Here is a 16,700-nt window from a genome sequence, read left to right on the forward strand (position 1 = left end):
GGCTTCGGAGCCGCGCCGGCTCGCGCGGTGCGGCTGAGCTTCCGGTTGCGGGCCGGGATTCACGCCCGGAGTTCTGGTACTTCTCCCTGCCGTGGCTGGTGCCGTTCGTCAGCGTCGGGGTCCGGCGGCTGCACGACACCGGGCGGTCCGGCTGGTGGTGTGTCGGCGTCATCTCCTGCATCGGCTGGATCGTCCTCTGGAGCGAAGGGGGCAAGCCGGGGGAGAACCGGTTCGGCCCGTCGCCGAGGTGACGCGGGGTCAGCAGGTCGACACGGGATTTCGTACACTGCCCGCGTGAGCAAGGGGCGAGTCGTGGCCAACCGCTACCGGTTGGAGGAGGAGCTCGGCCGGGGTGGCATGGGCGTCGTCTGGCGGGCGGTCGATCTCGAGCTCGGCCGGCAGGTGACGCTCAAGCGGGCACTGGGCGAGGACGCCGGGCAGATCCGCCGTGAGGCGCGGATCGGGGCGGGGCTGCTGCACTCGAACGTCGTCACCGTGTTCGACACGGTCGTCGACGGGGACGCCCGGTGGCTGGTCACGGAGTACCTGGCCGCCCGGAGCCTCGAGGAGCTCGTCGACGACGGGGGCCCCTTGCCCGAGGTCCGCGTCCGGCGGATCGGCGCGCAGCTCGCCGCGGCCCTGGCGGACATGCACTCCCGCGGCATCGTCCACCGCGACGTCAAGCCGGGCAACGTCCTGGTGACCGTGGACGACGTCGCCAAGCTGACCGACCTGGGCATCGCCCGCTGGACCGAGGTGACCCGCACCGGCGGCGCCCAGCTCACCGGCACGCTCGGGTACGTCGCGCCGGAGGTGGCCGACGGCGCCGAGGCCGGGCCCGCCTCGGACGTCTTCTCCCTGGGGGCCACCCTCTACGCCGCGATCGAGGGCCGGTCGCCGTGGGGCTCGGGTGAGGACGGCCCGTTCGCGCAGGTGCGCCGCGCCGCCGCCGGGCGGCCCGCGCCTGCCGAGCGCGCCGGCCGGTTCGCACCGGTGCTCGCCGCGCTGATGGCCCGGCACCCCGCTGACCGGCCCGGCGCCGCCGAGGCGGTCTCGCTGCTCACGGCGGACGCGCCCGTGCCCCGACGGCCGCGACGCCCCCTGCGCCGCCGAGTGCTCGCCGGGGCCGCGGTGGCGGCGGTGGCCGCGCTGGTGGCCGGGTTCGTCCTCGCCCGGCCGCTGTGGACCACCACCGGCGGCGAACCGGCCGGGCCGACCACCCACGGCGCACCGGCCGGGGCGAACACCCTCGGCGCCGACCCGGCCGGGACGGACCCGTGCGCGGCGATCTCGCTCAACTCGCTCACCGGGTTCGGGAAGCCGTTCGTGGACCCGGAGGTGCTGAACTTCGGCAGCTGCGTGGTCACGACCACGCTGCCCGCCAAGGCCGGGAAGGTGCAGACGCGGCTCGACCTGACCGGCCCGCTGCGGTACCCGCCCCGGCCGCCGGTGCCGGGCAAGATGGGCGAAATCGAGTACCCCGAGGCCCACGGCGGCTCCTGCGAGCGCGCCATCTCGCTGGCCGACGCCAACCGGGTCGTCGTCGCCTCACGCGCGCTCGAAGACGCGCAGGACGCGCCGGTGTGCTCCTACTCGGAGTCGGTGCTCTCCGGCGTGCTGACCGCGCTCGCCAACGGGCCCTTGCCGCAGCGCGCGCCGCTCCCGGCGTGGTCGCTGGCGCACGTCGACGCCTGCGGCCTGCTCGACGACGCCACGACGGCCGGCGTGCTGGGCCAGGCCAAGAAACCGGACCGCGCGTTCGGCGGCTGGGGCTGTACCTGGGAGCACGATCCGCGCACGATCACCGTCGAGTACAGCCGGGAATGGCCGATCGAGGGGGACGAGGACGTGCCCGGCGACCGGATCCGCATCGGGAACCGCAGCGCCGTCGTGGCGCCGGTGCCCGGCGGGAACCCGGAGTGCGCCGTCGAGGTCGTGCACCGCTCCTACACCCCGGCGTTGCCGGTCCTGAACGGCACACCCCCGGAGCGGGAGGAAGTCGTCACGGTCTCCGTCGAGGACACCACGGCGACCGGTGGGGACGCGCTGTGCGCGACCGCGCGCTCGCTGGCGGAGGGCCTCGTCCGGCGGCTCCCGTGAGCCGGGGACCGGTCCCCGGCGGTCCCGGCTAGAAAGGGAGAGCCGAGGCCGGGGTTCGCGGGCCGGAGGAGACGGGACGAGAAGTGGTGATACGGGTACTGGCCGGTGTGGCGCTCCTGGTGGTGGCCACCACCGTTCCGGCGGCCGAGGGGGCCGCCGGACCGGGACCGCGCACCCGGCGTGTCGGGCCGCACGGGACGTACCCCAGCGTCCAGGCCGCGGCCGACGCGGCCCGGCCGGGGGACACCGTCGCGATCGAGGCGGGCAGCTATCCAGGCGGGCTGACCGTCCACCGCGGCGGCTCCCCCGGCCACCCGATCCGGTTCCGCGGCGAAGGCGGCACGGCGGTGCTGACGGGCGCCGGCGGCCTGGCTGTCGGCGAGAACAGCTGGCTGGAGTTCACCGACGTGACCGTGGCCGGCTCGGCCCGCTTCGGCGTGTACGCCGAGGGCGCGCACGACCTCGTGTTCGACCGGTTCGGCGTCGACGGCTCCCGCGACGGAGGGCTCGTGCTGGTCGGCACCCGGCGGGTGCGCGTCGCGAACTGCGACATCCGCGGCACCAACTCCCGCGGGACCCCGGCCGATCACGAAGCGCTGAGCATCGCCTCCGGCTCGTCGGACGTCGAGGTGTCCGGCTGCCGCGTGCACGGCAACGGCGAGGAAGGCATCGACGTCAAGTACGACGACGCCGCCCGGGTGAAGGTCCACCACAACGTCGTGACCGGTAACCGGGGACCGGACATCTACGTCGACTCTTCGTCCACTGTGGACGTCTACGCCAACGTCGTCGGCGGGACCCGCGAGGCCACCAAGGCCGGCATCGGGCTCGCCGTCGAGGACTACTCGGAAACCCGGCTGCTCTCGGACATCCGGGTCTTCGACAACCTGTCCACCGGCAACGCGCAGGCCGGGCTGAGCCTCTGGGCCGAGTCGACCGGGACCATGCGGAACCTGACCGTCGTCAACAACACCTTCGCCGGCAACGCCCGCGGTTCCGTGCTGATCGACGCCGACCGGTTCGCCGGGAGAAACACCTTGCGCAACAACGTGTTCGGCGACGGGCCGGTCGATGCCGGGCCGTTCGCCGCCGACCACAACTTCACCGGGGACCCGGGATTCGCCGACCCGGCCCGCGGCGACTACCACCTCGCCGCGGGCTCGGCCGCGGTGGACGCCGGCAGCCCCGGGTGCGCACCCGGGTTCGATCTCGACGGCGTCGCCCGGCCCGCCGGCGCCGGCTTCGACATCGGCGCCTACGAACGGAGGTGGCCGTGACCATCGGACGCCTGGACCCGCACCGCCAACGCAGCTTGCGCCACGGCGTCGCCGACGCCGAGCGGGGCACGTTGAGCGCACTCACCGTCACCGGCGGCGTCGCGGTACCGCCGTCGCCCGGCAGCCGGGTGACCTTCGGGCGCAACCGGCTGGAGGTCGACGTCTGCGTCGGCGAAGAAGACGTGCGGATCAGCCGGGTTCACGGGCTGCTCACGCGCGAGCGGGACCGCTGGTGGCTGAGCAACACCGGCCGCTCGCCGATCCGGCTGTCCGACAACGTCCTGCTGCACCGCGACACCGAACCGCTGCCGCTGGCCGACGGCTACACCGCGCTGTTCCTGCGCGGTACCCGCGAGCACGTGCTCGAGCTGCTGGTCGCCGACGGCGAGACCGGTGTCGCCACACGCCGCCCGACGCACCCGACGGCGCCGCCGAAACGCTGGCGGCTGTCTTCGGAGGAGCACCTCGTGCTGGCGGTGCTCGGGCAGCGTTACCTCGGTTACGACCCCCAGCCGTTGCCGCTGTCCCGTCAGCAGGTGGCCGCCGAGCTGGCCGAGCGCCGGCCAGGCGAGAACTGGACGGTCAAGCGCGTCGAGCACCTCGTTTCCCGGGTCCGGCAACGGCTTTCCGACGCCGGGGTGCACGGGCTGCGGCGTGAGGAGGTGGGGGAGCCGGTGGGGCTGACCCTGACCGTGAACCTGCTTCGCGAGCTGGTGCTTTCGACGACGCTGGTGCCGATGGACCTGGAATGGCTCGAGCTTCCCGACGCCCCGCTGTTCCCGGGGTGAGGCCGCGTCACGTTCCGAGACCCGCCCGGCGAAGCGGCTGACCGGCATCTGCCATCCGGTGGGGAACCGCGGGGAAGCGCGATGCAGATGGTCGCCGTCGCGGTCGACGCGCACACCGGCCGGCTCACCGGCAACGGCAACTCCACCGCTACTTGACCTGCCATTCGCAGAGCTGCGCAAAGCTGGCTCGAGAGTCCCCGGGGCGTCCTGCGGACACAGCTGACCGATCTGCTCGCCGGCTGGATCTGGCGCCTTCCCGACGACTCGCTGCGCGCCGGCGGCATCAACCTCCGATGGCCGACCGGCGCGAGCGCAGGGACAGCCGACGCGTCGTCGCCTCGATCGCCGGTTCGGGCGCGGACCGGGTGCCGTAGACCGCGTCGGCGACCGAGCGTTTCCGGTCGCGGCATCGACGCAGGACGTGGGACGGGAACCCGCCGCCGTCGGGGCGCGTCGGCGATCCGGTGTCGCCGGCGTCGGAGAACGCCCAGCCGGAGCCGAGAGCGATCAGGCTGCGGTGCTTGGGCGCGTAGTACTCGCCGGAGACGCTGAGGGCGAGGCCGGTGGCGCCGGCGGCCGCCGCGAGCAGGTGCATGTGGTAACGGCTGGAAATCCAGGTCTGGCCTGGCGCGGCAGGCAGGCCTCGGCGCCACACGTCACGGAACGGGTGGAATTCCGCACCGTCCAATTCGGACTCGAGGAGTGCCGGGACGGCGCGATCCACCCGCGGGATGCCTTCGACGATCGCCAGCTGCCCCGGGGTGAGGCCCCAGGCCCGCAGGAGGTCCCGCAACCGGGCTGCGAGAGCCTCCGGCGCGGCGCCGCCGATGTCGGACTGCAGGCATACCACGAACTCCCGGGCTTGCCTCGCGGGTGCTGGTGCGGGCAGCTCGAGGAAGATGTCGTCGCAGGTGGTCGTGCCCCGGTCCAGCAGCTCGGCCGACGGGGTGTCGCGCGTGTCGACCACGTCGAAGTTCCCGGCCAGCGACCGGAGCAGATCGGTCGAGCTCGGTGGAGCCGGCACGAGGCCCTGGCCGGTCATGGCGGTGCGGGCCCCGGAACGCCGGGCGGCCGCGGCCACCCCCGCGAGCAGCCCGATGTGCCGGGCCAGAGGGCGTTCAGGTAGCCGCCGCCGATCACGTGCACCACGTCGGTCCGGCCGAGCAGCTCGATACCGGCGTCCCAGCGCGGTGCGAGCCCGGGGTCGCGCACGGCGGCCGCCACCCAGTCAGCCACGTCCGCCGGCTCGCCCGAAGGCGCTTCACCGCACAGCCGCCACAACGTGTCCGTGCACCGCAGCCGGGGATGCAGGTCGCCCAGCAGGAGTTGCGCGGGGCCCGGGGGAGTGGGTGTCGAGCCAGACGTCGGCATCGGGCTCGGTGCCGGCCAGGTACCGCAGCCAGGTCGCGGCGATCAGTTCGTCGCCGAAGTTGGGATGGCCGCTCGGCCCCACGAGGTAGTGCACGCGGCGCGCCCCGGCGGCCGGCGGCGGGGTCGAGGACCGGAACCAGCTGACGCCACTGCCCAGGGTCACGGCTCGACGCTGATCTGCGTGGCCAGGGCCTGGTCGCCTTGCGCCTTTTCGTTGCCGGTCGCGTCCTGGGTGACGCGGTCCTTGGGCACGCCGAGCCCTTCGAGCGCCGAGGTGATCGCCTCGGCGCGCTTCACCGACAGCGTCTTCGCCTTGTCCGCGTCGGGGTAACCCGCGTGGGTGGCAACGCTGATTTTCACCGTGTTGCCCTGCAACGCTTTGGCGATTTCGCCGAGCGTTTGCGTTGCCTGCGCGGTCAGCTCGGCCTGTTCTGGCTCGAAAGCGATCGGAGATCGTTGCAGAGCCTGCTCGATCGAGCTGGTCGCCTGCTGGGTCGCATCGCCGGCACCCTGCCGTGGGGAACTCGGCGCGTCGGCCCCGGCCGACGCTGCGGCACCGCTGGAGGAGCCGAGGTCCGGGCCCGAGGACGCAGTGTTGGTGGTGCCGCCCGAGCCGCACGCGGTGGCCAAGCTCGCCACGATCGCCATTCCCGCCGCCGTCCGGGCAATTGTGCTGCGCATGAAGAGTGAACTTCCTTTGCGTTCGATTTCGCGTTGACCGACGTCGGGATACGAACACGACGGGGTGGCGGCGGCAACCACAAGCCGACCTCGCCACGGCGCAATCCGGGCCACGCCCGCAGCGCGCCCGTGACCCCTCCACCAGGAGAACCGTTCGCTCACAACACATCCCCTGCGCGCTTCCGCCGAGATGAGAAAGCACGGCAGATCCACCCACGTGAGGGAGCATCGTGGTGCTCCCCATGGCCCCCGTGTCGCAGCGCTTGTTCACCCAGGCGTCCCGCTTGAGTTGCAGGGCGCCGCCGGGCGACTTCGATGAAGCCTGTCGACCGGGCTGGATCAACAAAAGGAGCACCGATGGGTATCGACTTCGAAGATCTGAACAGCGTGGCGAACGGCCGCAACGTCGATCAGGCGGCCGAGTTCGCGAAATCCCGCTTCGGCGAGCACGCCGACCGGATCGACGCAGTCGCCGACAAGGCGAAGCACTACCTCGACGGCGAGGCGCAGGGTGAACATGGCGGCGAGGACGGCACAACCGCCGACGGTGAATCGTTCCGTCAGCAGGAAGACGGCCACGGCCGGCACTTCAGGAAAGAACCCGACGATTCGGCCGGGGGTGCCGGCTATGGCGGCGAGGTCGCACCGGCGCGCGGGGACGACGAGCGAGGTACCGCGGACGAGTGCGGGGAAGTCTCCTACGGCGGCGGCGATCTCGAACGCGGCCTTGGTGGCTGAATGCCCGGATGGCTTCATCGCGATCGCCTTCCTGCCGGAGCACGGGCAGCACGTGGTGGCTTCGGGCCGGAACCGGGCTGTCCTCGACCTGCTCGCCGACCGGTTCGGTGCACGGGTGAGCCCGGTCGAGTTCAGCGGGGACGAGGACGCCGATGGCGCGGCCATGGCGCGGGCCACCGACGGCCCGATCGACCTGGTGCTCGATTTCCTGCCGCACCGGGCACCCGGTTCGGTGGCACGTGCGGGTTGTGCTGCTGGGTGGTGTCGGCTTCCTCGGCGGCTTGAACTTGGCTTTGCGAAGTCGGCGAGGATTTCCCAGTGGGCTCGTGGCGGCATGGCGGCTCACCGAGGCCGTTCGACTCCGTGACGTCTGTGGGCAATCACGGTCAGTCGCGGATCGTCGAGGCGCGGGGAGCTGACTGTGCGTGATTGAGATGACACGGGCGATGTAGCGATCTGTGACTCCATCGTGACACAGACCCTTTCAAGTGCACGGACTGCGATGTAGCATCGGTCCGATCAAGCCGACGGATCAAGCCGGACGGCACAGTCGCCCTGGACGGTGTGCCCGTCCACTCCGAGAGTGCCGAGGGGTCAGGCCCATGGAGTCCGCAGTAGTCGGCCGCGCGCTGCGCGGAATTCTGGTCGTCGTCCTGTTGCTGGCCGGCAGCGTGGGCACCGCGGGGGCGGTGACCGCGCCCGCCGATGGCCCATCGGCCAAGGAGAAGGAGCGCACCTCGCTCGCCGACGTCGCCAAGACGCCGGAGCCGCAGGTGCCCGACAAGTCGTGGCAGGTCGACGGGAACGGGACGTTCACCGACTCGATCGCGATCCGGGTCCCGGCCTTCCACGACATCACCCCGCAGTTCTCGCTGGCCTACGATTCGTCCGCCCTCAACGGGCTGGCCGGGGTCGGCTGGACGCTGAGCGGCCTCAGCGAGATCGAACGGGCCGGCGCCGGCAAGGGCGCCCCCCGCTACGACGCCTCGGACGTCTACCTCGCGGACGGCGAGGAGCTCGTGCCCTGCGTCGCCGGCAGCGTGAGCCCGAGCTGCACCTCGGGTGGCACGCACGCGACCAAGAACGAGTCCTTCCGGAAGTTCGCGCTGACCGGCACCGGAGCCGCCAGCCGGTGGACCTTGACCGCGAAGGACGGCGTCAAGCGCGTCTACGCGCCCGTGCTGTCGGCCGGGACCGATCTCGTCTACCGGTGGGGCCTGAACCAGGTCGTCGACCCGAAGGGCAACACGGTCACCTACAACTGGGCGGCCAACCAGTTCGCGTGCTGCTGGGAGTACCTCGATTCGGTCACCTACAACGGGACGACGGTCAAGTTCACCTACGAGCAGCGCACCGACACCGACCTGCGGGCGATGGGCAACGGCGGCATCCGGACCGTCCAGGGCCGCATCAAGACCATCGACGTGAGCGTCGGCGGCAGCCGGGTCCGCGCGTACAAGCTGACCTACGCCACCAGTGACGCGACGGGACGGTCACTCCTGTCGGCCGTGCGGCAGTTCGGCACCGACGCCGTCCTGGACGCCGCGGGCACCGTCACCGGCGGCACCGCGATGCCACCCGTGACGGCGACCTACCAGGCCGGCGCGCCCGCGTTCGTCTCCGGCAGCAACAACCAGGCGTTCACCGGCAACAACAACGCCGCCAAAGACTTCCCGATGGACATCAACGGCGACGGCAAGACCGACATGCTGGAGCTGTGGCCGAACTTCGGGACCTACCAACGCAAGACGTGGCTGTCCGACGGCACCGACTTCACGCTGGCGTCGGCGGAAGGCGCGACGTCGCTCAACGAGAACGCGCGCTACCTGCCGGGTGACTTCACCGGCGACGGGAAGTCCGACCTGCTGGAGTTCTCCCCCTCCGGCCTGGGTCTGGCGCGGCAGCTGTGGGTGTCCACCGGCACCGGCTTCACGGCGGGTTCGACCGGCGCGGCCCAGGGCCGCAACGACGCGAACGCGCGCTTCCTCCCGATGGACGTCAACGGCGACGGCAAGACCGACGTCCTGGAACTGTATTCCTGCGGCATCTTCCCGGTGAACTACTGCCGCGCGACGTGGCTTTCGGACGGGACCACCTTCACCCTCGCCTCCAACGACGCCGGCATCGCCTACGACGCGAACCGGCAGTTCGAGGCCGCCGACGTCAACGGCGACGGCAAGACCGACTTCGTCGAACTGTCGCCCGCGCTCTTCGGCGCCGGCAACCGGCACATCTGGCTGTCCACCGGAACCGGCTTCGTCTCCGGGGCGAGCGACTCCGGCATCTCCTGGAGCGCGCCGAACGCGGAAGGCGCCGGCAGCCGGTTCCTGATGATGGACGTCAACGACGACGACAAAGTCGACATGGTCGAGCTCTACCCGCTGTTCGGCACGTACACCCGCCGGACGTGGCTCTCCACCGGCTACAGCTACAAACTGGGCGCCACCGACACGAGCATGGCCTACGCCGAGACGTCCAAGCAGCTCGTGATGGACGTCAACGGCGACCACCGGATGGACATGGTCGCCCTCTCCCCGGGATTCCTGGGGGCGTCGACGAAACGCGACATCTGGCTGTCCACCGGCTCCGGCTTCACGCCCGGCGCGAGCGACCCGACGATGGGTACCTACTCCTGCAGCAAGGGCACCTGCACCAGCGACTTCCTCGAAATGGACGTCAACGGCGACATGCGCACGGAGATGGTGGAGCTCTACAACACCAACTTCGGCCTCAACAAGGGGCGCCACATCTGGAACATGGGCGGCGCGGCGACCGACGTGCTGACCTCCCGCACCAACGAGTGGGGCGACAAGACGACGGTGAGCTACAAGCCGTCGTCGGCGTGGGCGAACACGAACAACCCGCCGCTGACCCAGACCGTGTCCGCCGTGACCGACGACGCCGGCCCGGGTGGCGCCGCGACCACGAACTACAGCTACTCCGGCGGGGCTTACCACCACCCGGAGCGCACGTTCCTCGGGTTCCGCACGCAGCGGGAGACCAAGCCGTGCAACGCGGGCGAGACGCAGTGCCCGTACGTCGACACGACGTTCCGCCAGGACCTCGCCGCGATCGGCCAGGCGGAACGCGTCGAGAACCACGGCGGCGACGGCGCGCTGCTGAGCTCGACGGTCACCGACTACGTCACCAACGGCACGACCGTGCCGAGGACGGCGCTGCCGACCGGCACGATGGAGACCGCGTACACCGGCAAGAGCGCGGTGTGCCCCGGAGCGGACTGCAAGCGCAGCTACACGAGCCGGGCGTACAACGCCTATGGCGAAGTGGTGACCCAGATCGAGAACGGCGACAACGAGCAGGCGGGTGACGAGCGCACCACGGTGACCACGTTCGTGCCCAACACGGCCGCCTACATCGTGAACAAGCCGGCCGCGGTGAAGGTCGTCGCCGGCGCCGGCGACGGCGGGACGAAGCTCAGCGAGACCCGCACCGGGTACGACGGCGCGGCGTGGGACCAGGCTCCCGCGGCCGGTTACGCGACGTCGTCGGCCCAGTGGCTTTCGACCCGGGACGCGTTCGTCGGGACCGGCAAGGAGTACGACGCGTGGGGCAACGTCACTGCCGAGATCGACGCGCTCGGCGGGCGCACCACACTCGGCTACGACCCGGCGTACCACAGTTTCCAGACCTCGGAGACCAACGCGCTGTCCCAGACGGTCGACGCGACGTGGGATCCCGTCTGCGGCACGCCGACCCGGGTGAACGACCTCAACCGGCAGGCGACCACGGTCACCTACGACCCGCTGTGCCGGGCGGCCGAAACCACCCAGCCCGGCGGCAAGTTCGAACGCCACAAGTGGGTGGACGTCGGCGATCCGGCCAAGCAGTACGAGCAGGTCGAGAAGCCGGCCGCGGACGGGACGGGCGCCCCGCAGTGGAGCCGCCGCTACGTGGACGGTCTGCAGCGCCCGTACCGCACCGCGGACAAGGGCCCGGACGCGGCGACCGGTGACATCTACGTCGACACGGCGTACAGCGCCCGTGGCCAGGTCGCGTCGAGGACCGCGCCGTACTACTGGGTGGCGGGCACCGCGCAGCCGGTGACGTACCCGACGCTCACCGCCTACGACGGGCTCGACCGGGTGGTCAAGACCACGCTGCCGGGTGGCGCGGTCCAGACCAAGAGCTACGGCCCGTGGTCGACCACCAGCACCGACGAGAACGGCCACGCCACGACCGACCGCCTGGATGCCTACGGCAAGCGCGCCGAGCGCCAGGAGACGGTCGGCGGCAAGCCCGTGACCGCGCGGTACGACTACGACCTGCGGGGAAACCTCGCGAAGTCCACCGACCCGTCCGGGGCCGTCATCACCTACACCACCGACTCGTTCGGGCGGCAGACGAAGGTGGCGGACCCGGACAAGGGCGTCACCACCTACGAGTGGGACGACGCCGGCCGCGCGGTCGCGCAGACCGACGCGAACAACCAGCGCACGACGTTCACCAACGACAAGCTGGGCCGCAAGACCGCCAAGACGACCAACGCGGGGACCGCGTCCGCCGCGACGGTGTCCTGGACCTACGACGAGGTCCGCGCCGGCTACGCCAACGTCGGCAAGGTCACCGCGAACAAGGACGCGGCCGGCACCCGGACGTTCGACTACGACGCCCTCGGCCACACCGTCAAGACCGTGCGGACCGTGGGCGCCGCGAGCTACGAGTTCCGGTACGGCTTCGACGCGGGCGACCGCAAGCTGTGGACCACCTACCCCGACGGGGACACGCAGGGCACCGCGGCGGCACCGTTGCGCTACGACGGCGCGGGCCGGCTCACGGCGATCCCCGGCTACGTCACCTCGGCGACCTACAACGCCGACGGCAAGGTGACCCGGATCGCCAACGCCAACGGCACCACGACCACCCGCCCGCACGACGCGGAACGCGGCTGGCTCACCGGCATCGAGACGAAGTCGGGCGCGAACGTCGTGCAGGACAACGAGTTCACCCGCGACGCGAGCGGCAACATCACGAAGGTCACCAGCCCGTTCCCCGACGAGAGCTGGACCTACACCTACGACGACGGCGGCCGGCTCACCAGCGCGACCGACGACGCCGGCCCGGCGAACAACCAGTCCCTCACCTACGACGCGGCCGGCAACATCGCCGCGAACTCCCGGACCGGTGCCTACGCCTACGACCCGGCGCACCCGCACGCGGTGAGCACCGCCGGGGCGAACACCTACACCTACGACGCGGCGGGCAACATGACCTCCGGCGCCGGCCGCACCCTCACCTGGAACGGCGACGGGCTGCTCGCTTCGGTCGTCAAGGGCGGAGTCACGTCGACGTTCACCTACGACGCCGACGACACCCGGCTCCAGCAGGTCGAGGGCGGGGTCACCCGCCGCTACCTCGGCGTCGACTACGAGGTGAACGTCACCGCCGGCACGACCACCAAGTACATCTCGATCGAGGGCACGCCGGTGGCCCGGGTCGACGGCGGGACGAAGTACTGGGTGCACACCGACATCCAGGGCTCGGTGCAGGCCGAGACCGACGCCGCGGGGGTGGAGGTCCACCGCAAGAAGTACCGGCCCTTCGGCGAGGTCCTGTCGGCCGGTGGGTCGCTGCCCTTCGAGTCGCGCGGCTTCATCGCCGAACGCCAGGACTCGACCGGGCTGGTGTACCTCAACGCCCGCTACTACGACCCGCAGCTCGGCCGGTTCATCTCGCCCGACCCCACCATCGACGGCGAAGACACCATCGGCCTCAACCGGTACGCCTACGCCGCGAACGACCCGGTGAACCAGGTCGACCGCACCGGCCTCTCGTGCCAGAAGGCGGACGGCGACAAGTGCGACCCGGAGAACGAACCCAAGATCACCCGGTCGGAGATCATCGCCCGGGCGCAGTACTGGGTCGACCACAAGCCAGGGCCGTACTACGACCCGGACAACTTCGCCCCCGGTGACAACGGTTTCTCACCCGGGCCGGGTGACGGACGCGTCTACCGCCGCGACTGCTCTGGCTACGTCTCGATGGCCTTCCACCTCAGCTGGAGCGCGAGCACGTACACCCTGCCCTACTACGGAGAGAAGATCGACCGCTCGGAGCTCCAGGCCGGGGACATCCTGAATTCGACCACCGAACACGTCCTGCTCTTCCACAAGTGGCTCGACGACAAGGGGAACTTCGAGTACTACTCGTTCGGCGCGACCCCGGTGAAGCGCGCCACGGCCAACATCAACGACTCCACCCTCGACAGCCACGCGAACGGCAACTACCAGGCGTACCGCTACGTCAACGTCGTCGACGACCCGCCGCCGCCACCCGGCGTCATCGGGAATTCCGTCGGCCGTTCGCCGTTTTCCTGACGGCCCGCGCTCGTGTGTTCCTGTCCGAACCGCGTTGAGCGCGATCATGGCCTTCGACCGGGAACTGCGGACTTTCCTCGACCAGGCGGTTCGGACCTGACCGGCAGGCCAGGCCGTACACGCAGGTTCTCATACTTGCAACGGCAGTCAGGAGAGTGGATCACCGCAGTTGGCGCAGAGCCGGTCGCGGATGGATCGACAGCATGGCCTGTGGGGACGGCTGCTCGAACTACGTTGCCCCCATCGGTTGCCAGGATGCGGCCCGGGTAGCTGCCGTCGGCAGTGTGGCAGCTACCCGTGCCTGGCCCCGTGAAATCATGACACCGCAAGTATCCTTTGCTGCGCTCGGCAAGACGCGTTAGTGCGATTTACCGCTTCACAGCACTGCCTGATTCGTGTAGGTGCCTTCTCTTCAGCGGTTGCGTTTGATCGACCTCAGCCGCACCAGGTGTTGCCGGTGTAACTGAGGTTGCTCGACAGCACCCAGCCCCATTTGGAGCTGCCGGTGTTGAATCCGTAGTAGCGTGGATTTCCTTGGATGCGAACGTTGATCAGGTCGCCGACGTACGCATCGCCCACGTAGTTTCCACCGGACTCGGCGTCCGTCATGTTTCCTGGGTTTGTCACGCGGTACTGCCACACGGTCGAGCATTGGGCTTGTGTGGTTGATGCGTGCGCGGACGGAGCGATGTCTCCGCCGGCGGTCGCAACGCCGATCGCGGACATGGCGACGGCGATGAGGCAAAGCTGTCTCAGCACGACTGTTTCCTCCCTCGGGCAGAGATTTGCTGGCGAGCAACACTGTAGGGCAGGAATTGCTGACTTGTTGGCGGTTCCTGTCAGACTGCCTGATTGGTCCAGGGCGGTCGTCTGTTCTTCTTGATCGTGATACGCAGTGCAATTGAGCAAATGCGCCGGTGGAATGAATCAAGCTGCGGTCGGGTGAATGAGCACGTCATCGATCGGTCCGGGGTGCGGCACGCCAGAATCGCGGGCTGGGTACCGACCCGGGCCGGACCTCCGATCACGGGGATGGGGTATACGTGTGACCGGTGATCAACTGCGCACTGCCTCTGATCGCCAGCAGCAGGTCCTGTGCCTCGCGGGCTGACGGGAGGGTGCGACTACCCAGGCGGTGAGCGGCCAGGGGAGAGCCGAGGTGACGTTCGACGTGCGCTGCCTGGGAAATAGCCAAACCTGGCAATCGGACAGCCGGGAGCTGATCAGCCTGCCGATCGCGGTTGCTCGGCGGGGAACCGGACGCTCAGCAGCTCGTACGGAGGTACTGGTTCAGGGCCCAGCCGGTCCGGCCGTCGGCAGTGTGGACGTACGACCAGGGGCCCGCGTCCTCGCGGTGGTCCAGCGTGACGACGTCGCCGCGGGTGAGCTGGCCGATGTCGTGGCCGTCGCCGCCCGGGTGGTCGCGCAACGTCGCCGACTCCGCGCATTCGGACCGGCTCACCGTGGCGTGCGCCGCCGGGGTGGGCCGCAGCACCAGGTAGCCGCCCGTCGCGGCCAGGGCCACGACCACGATCACCGCCGCCGCGAGCCACCAGCGGCGGGCCGGGGCGGGTGCGCGGCCGGTGGTCAAGGCGGCGGCGAATGCCGGGACGTCGGGGAAGCGGCGCGCCGGGTCCTTGACCATGGCGCGGCGGACGACGGCGTCGAACCGGGCCGGGGCACCGGTGCGGCTCGGTGCCGGTGGTGGCTCCACCGCGACGGCCATGGCCAGCTCGGTCAGCGTTCGCTGCGGGTAGGGCCGCTGCCCGGTCAAGGCCGCGTACAGCAAGCCGCCGAGGGCGTAGACGTCGGTGCGGGGCGTTGCGCGTTCGCCGCGCCACTGCTCGGGGGCCATGTAGGTGACGGTGCCGGCCAGCTCGGCCGGTTCGTCGGCGGTCCGGTCGAGGCTGTGCAGCCAGTCCGCCTGCCCGAGCGAGCCGGTGCCGAGGGTGGCGTCCACCGTGGCGACCGGGGCGGCGAGGCCGAAGTCGGTGACGCGGGCGCGCAGCCCGTCGGCGGTCTCGGTGAGCAGGACGTTCGCGGGCTTGAGGTCGCGGTGCACGATCCCGGCCGCGTGCAGCGCCGCGACCGCGTCGGCCACTTGCCGCACCACCGCGACGGCCGTCGCGGGGTCGAGCGGCCCTTCGTCGAGCCGGCGCTGCAGGTCCGGGCCGTCGATGCGCTCCATGGCCAGCCACGCGCCGGCCTCCGGGTCGACGTCGAGGATGCGCACCACGCCCGGGTGGTCGATCGTGCCCGCGCGTCCGGCCTCGGCGCGCAGACGTTTGCTGTGGCCGGGCACCGCTGTCAGCTCCGGGTGCAGCACCTTCAGGGCGACGTCGAGGCCGTCGGACTCCCGCGTGGCCGCGTACACGACCCCGGTGCCGCCTCGGCCGAGTTCGGGACCGAGCCGGTAGCCGGTGACCAAGGGGTGCGGCGATGCGGACACAGCGGGAAGGTTATCCGTTCGGGTGGGTTTCGGCCGTGTGTTCGGGATTCGCCGTCCTGGCCAGCTGAGCGAGTGCGGGCAGGACGCCGACGAGCCGGGCCCGGACGGCCGCCGGGGCGCTCTCGCCCGCCAGCGCGGCCAGCACGGTGCGGGCGTGGCGGCCGTCGTCGTCGGCCGGGGTGGCTTCGACGGCTGGCTCGAGCTCCCGCACCGCGGCGACGGCCTGGGCGAGCAGGTGCGGGCGCGGGTGCTCCTCCAGCAGCAGTGCGAGCAGGCGCAGAGCGCGCCGGGCGAGGCGGGCGGCCAGTTCGGGGGAGAGGGGCGCAGCCTCTCCTTCGCCGCGCCGGGCGCGCATCCGGTCGATCCACGGCTCGACGGCCGCGCCCTCCCAGATCGGGCCGGAGGAGAGCTCGGCGGTCGGTTCCGGGATGTCGTGGCTGCGGCGGCGGCGCCACACGGTCACGAGCTGGCGGCTGAGGCCGAGCGCGTCCGCGATCTCGGCCAGGCCGTAGTACGCCCGCCGTGGCGCCGTGTCCTGCTGCATCACGTGATCAATGTAGCTGGAGAAGTCACCACTTGCTATTTGCGATGACGCGACTTACCGTCGAGATGTCATCCAAAATAACGCGAAAGGATCGTGAAGATGACATCAAGGAGTGTTCTCGGCGGTGTCGCCGTCGCCCTGTCGGCGCTGGGGCTCGCGGCCGCCGCACCGGCCGCGTCGGGCGAGGCGATCACCGAACCGGTGACCGTGCACTGCGACCTGGCGCACTACTACGCGAACTACGACCAGGCCAACGACAAGTTCTACGGCGAGCAGACCGACTCCGTCGCCCGCGGCGGCACGATGAACCGCCGCGTCAAGACCCCGTTCGAAGGGCCACGCGGGGTCGTCGTCTTCCACGTCGACCAGTGGTACTTCACCACCCGCGCCTGCCTCGGCTGACCCAAGGAGCTTTCC

15 protein-coding genes are annotated in these 16,700 nt (G+C 70.9%); 8 read left to right on the forward strand and 7 right to left on the reverse strand.

Translation table 11 applies throughout. The features are described from left to right. Positions 1-98: 98 nt before the first annotated feature. The 4 genes from ACLJQM_RS11425 (at position 99) to ACLJQM_RS11440 (ending at position 4,165) form a co-directional block, all read left to right on the forward strand. The gene (locus ACLJQM_RS11425; RefSeq protein ID WP_410631140.1) at positions 99-251 is read left to right on the forward strand and encodes a DUF805 domain-containing protein; all 153 of its coding nucleotides are present in this window, start codon (positions 99-101) and stop codon (positions 249-251) included. Between the two features lie 43 nt (positions 252-294). Continuing rightward, the gene (locus ACLJQM_RS11430; protein ID WP_410631141.1) at positions 295-2,100 is read left to right on the forward strand and encodes a protein kinase domain-containing protein; all 1,806 of its coding nucleotides are present in this window, start codon (positions 295-297) and stop codon (positions 2,098-2,100) included. Positions 2,101-2,186: 86 nt separating this feature from the next. Beyond that, positions 2,187-3,377: a right-handed parallel beta-helix repeat-containing protein gene (locus tag ACLJQM_RS11435; protein ID WP_410631142.1), complete on the forward strand. Its 1,191-nt coding sequence runs from the start codon at positions 2,187-2,189 to the stop codon at positions 3,375-3,377. Continuing rightward, complete coding sequence (locus ACLJQM_RS11440; RefSeq protein WP_410631143.1) at positions 3,374-4,165, forward strand: FHA domain-containing protein; 792 nt, start codon at positions 3,374-3,376, stop codon at positions 4,163-4,165. The genes ACLJQM_RS11435 and ACLJQM_RS11440 overlap by 4 nt, the downstream gene beginning before the upstream one ends. A 283-nt stretch (positions 4,166-4,448) precedes the next feature. Here ACLJQM_RS11440 and ACLJQM_RS11445 read toward each other — a convergent pair whose 3' ends face one another. The 4 genes from ACLJQM_RS11445 to ACLJQM_RS11460 are packed head-to-tail and all read right to left on the reverse strand — an operon-like array spanning position 4,449 to position 6,217. Continuing rightward, the gene (locus ACLJQM_RS11445; RefSeq protein ID WP_410631144.1) at positions 4,449-5,207 is read right to left on the reverse strand and encodes a hypothetical protein; all 759 of its coding nucleotides are present in this window, start codon (positions 5,205-5,207) and stop codon (positions 4,449-4,451) included. Further along, entirely contained in the window at positions 5,204-5,401 is a 198-nt protein-coding gene (locus ACLJQM_RS11450; protein WP_410631145.1) for a hypothetical protein, read from the reverse strand. Before ACLJQM_RS11450 ends, ACLJQM_RS11445 begins: the two co-directional genes overlap by 4 nt. A gap of 25 nt (positions 5,402-5,426) precedes the next feature. Then, the gene (locus ACLJQM_RS11455; protein WP_410631146.1) at positions 5,427-5,699 is read right to left on the reverse strand and encodes a hypothetical protein; all 273 of its coding nucleotides are present in this window, start codon (positions 5,697-5,699) and stop codon (positions 5,427-5,429) included. Beyond that, positions 5,696-6,217, reverse strand: a complete 522-nt coding sequence (locus tag ACLJQM_RS11460; RefSeq protein WP_410631147.1) for an OmpA family protein — start codon at positions 6,215-6,217, stop codon at positions 5,696-5,698. The genes ACLJQM_RS11455 and ACLJQM_RS11460 overlap by 4 nt, the downstream gene beginning before the upstream one ends. A gap of 357 nt (positions 6,218-6,574) precedes the next feature. Here ACLJQM_RS11460 and ACLJQM_RS11465 point away from each other — a divergent pair, with 357 nt between their 5' ends. From ACLJQM_RS11465 to ACLJQM_RS11475, 3 genes are all read left to right on the forward strand, one after another. After that, positions 6,575-6,955, forward strand: coding sequence for an Rv0909 family putative TA system antitoxin (locus tag ACLJQM_RS11465; protein WP_410631148.1), 381 nt, complete (start codon positions 6,575-6,577; stop codon positions 6,953-6,955). Continuing rightward, positions 6,945-7,322 (forward strand): hypothetical protein, encoded by a 378-nt coding sequence (locus ACLJQM_RS11470; protein ID WP_410631149.1) that lies wholly within the window; start codon positions 6,945-6,947, stop codon positions 7,320-7,322. The genes ACLJQM_RS11465 and ACLJQM_RS11470 overlap by 11 nt, the downstream gene beginning before the upstream one ends. Before the next feature lie 235 nt (positions 7,323-7,557). Beyond that, positions 7,558-13,290 (forward strand): RHS repeat-associated core domain-containing protein, encoded by a 5,733-nt coding sequence (locus tag ACLJQM_RS11475; RefSeq protein WP_410631150.1) that lies wholly within the window; start codon positions 7,558-7,560, stop codon positions 13,288-13,290. Positions 13,291-13,725: 435 nt separating this feature from the next. On the opposite strand, the gene ACLJQM_RS11480 is transcribed toward ACLJQM_RS11475, so the two are convergent. The 3 genes from ACLJQM_RS11480 to ACLJQM_RS11490 all read right to left on the reverse strand — a co-directional run bounded on the left by ACLJQM_RS11480 (position 13,726) and on the right by ACLJQM_RS11490 (position 16,286). Next, entirely contained in the window at positions 13,726-14,049 is a 324-nt protein-coding gene (locus ACLJQM_RS11480; RefSeq protein ID WP_410631151.1) for a hypothetical protein, read from the reverse strand. 505 nt (positions 14,050-14,554) lie between these two features. After that, positions 14,555-15,739, reverse strand: coding sequence for a serine/threonine protein kinase (locus tag ACLJQM_RS11485; RefSeq protein ID WP_410631152.1), 1,185 nt, complete (start codon positions 15,737-15,739; stop codon positions 14,555-14,557). A 10-nt stretch (positions 15,740-15,749) separates the two neighbouring features. After that, complete coding sequence (locus ACLJQM_RS11490) at positions 15,750-16,286, reverse strand: helix-turn-helix transcriptional regulator (RefSeq protein ID WP_247022114.1); 537 nt, start codon at positions 16,284-16,286, stop codon at positions 15,750-15,752. A 96-nt stretch (positions 16,287-16,382) separates the two neighbouring features. On the opposite strand from ACLJQM_RS11490, the gene ACLJQM_RS11495 reads away from it, so the two are divergent. Beyond that, complete coding sequence (locus tag ACLJQM_RS11495; RefSeq protein WP_410631153.1) at positions 16,383-16,685, forward strand: hypothetical protein; 303 nt, start codon at positions 16,383-16,385, stop codon at positions 16,683-16,685. The last annotated feature ends 15 nt before the right edge of the window (positions 16,686-16,700 follow it).

This window comes from Amycolatopsis sp. cmx-4-83 (genome assembly GCF_046548815.1).
In the GTDB taxonomy this organism is placed as follows: domain Bacteria; phylum Actinomycetota; class Actinomycetes; order Mycobacteriales; family Pseudonocardiaceae; genus Amycolatopsis; species Amycolatopsis pretoriensis_A.

Bases quoted from the DNA above. Each gene is read 5' to 3' on its own strand.
- ACLJQM_RS11460 (WP_410631147.1), bottom strand. From the start codon at position 6,217: ATGCGCAGCACAATTGCCCGGACGGCGGCGGGAATGGCGATCGTGGCG.
- ACLJQM_RS11495 (WP_410631153.1), top strand. From the start codon at position 16,383: ATGACATCAAGGAGTGTTCTCGGCGGTGTCGCCGTCGCCCTGTCGGCG.
- ACLJQM_RS11445 (WP_410631144.1), bottom strand. From the start codon at position 5,207: ATGACCGGCCAGGGCCTCGTGCCGGCTCCACCGAGCTCGACCGATCTG.
- ACLJQM_RS11465 (WP_410631148.1), top strand. From the start codon at position 6,575: ATGGGTATCGACTTCGAAGATCTGAACAGCGTGGCGAACGGCCGCAAC.
- ACLJQM_RS11475 (WP_410631150.1), top strand. From the start codon at position 7,558: ATGGAGTCCGCAGTAGTCGGCCGCGCGCTGCGCGGAATTCTGGTCGTC.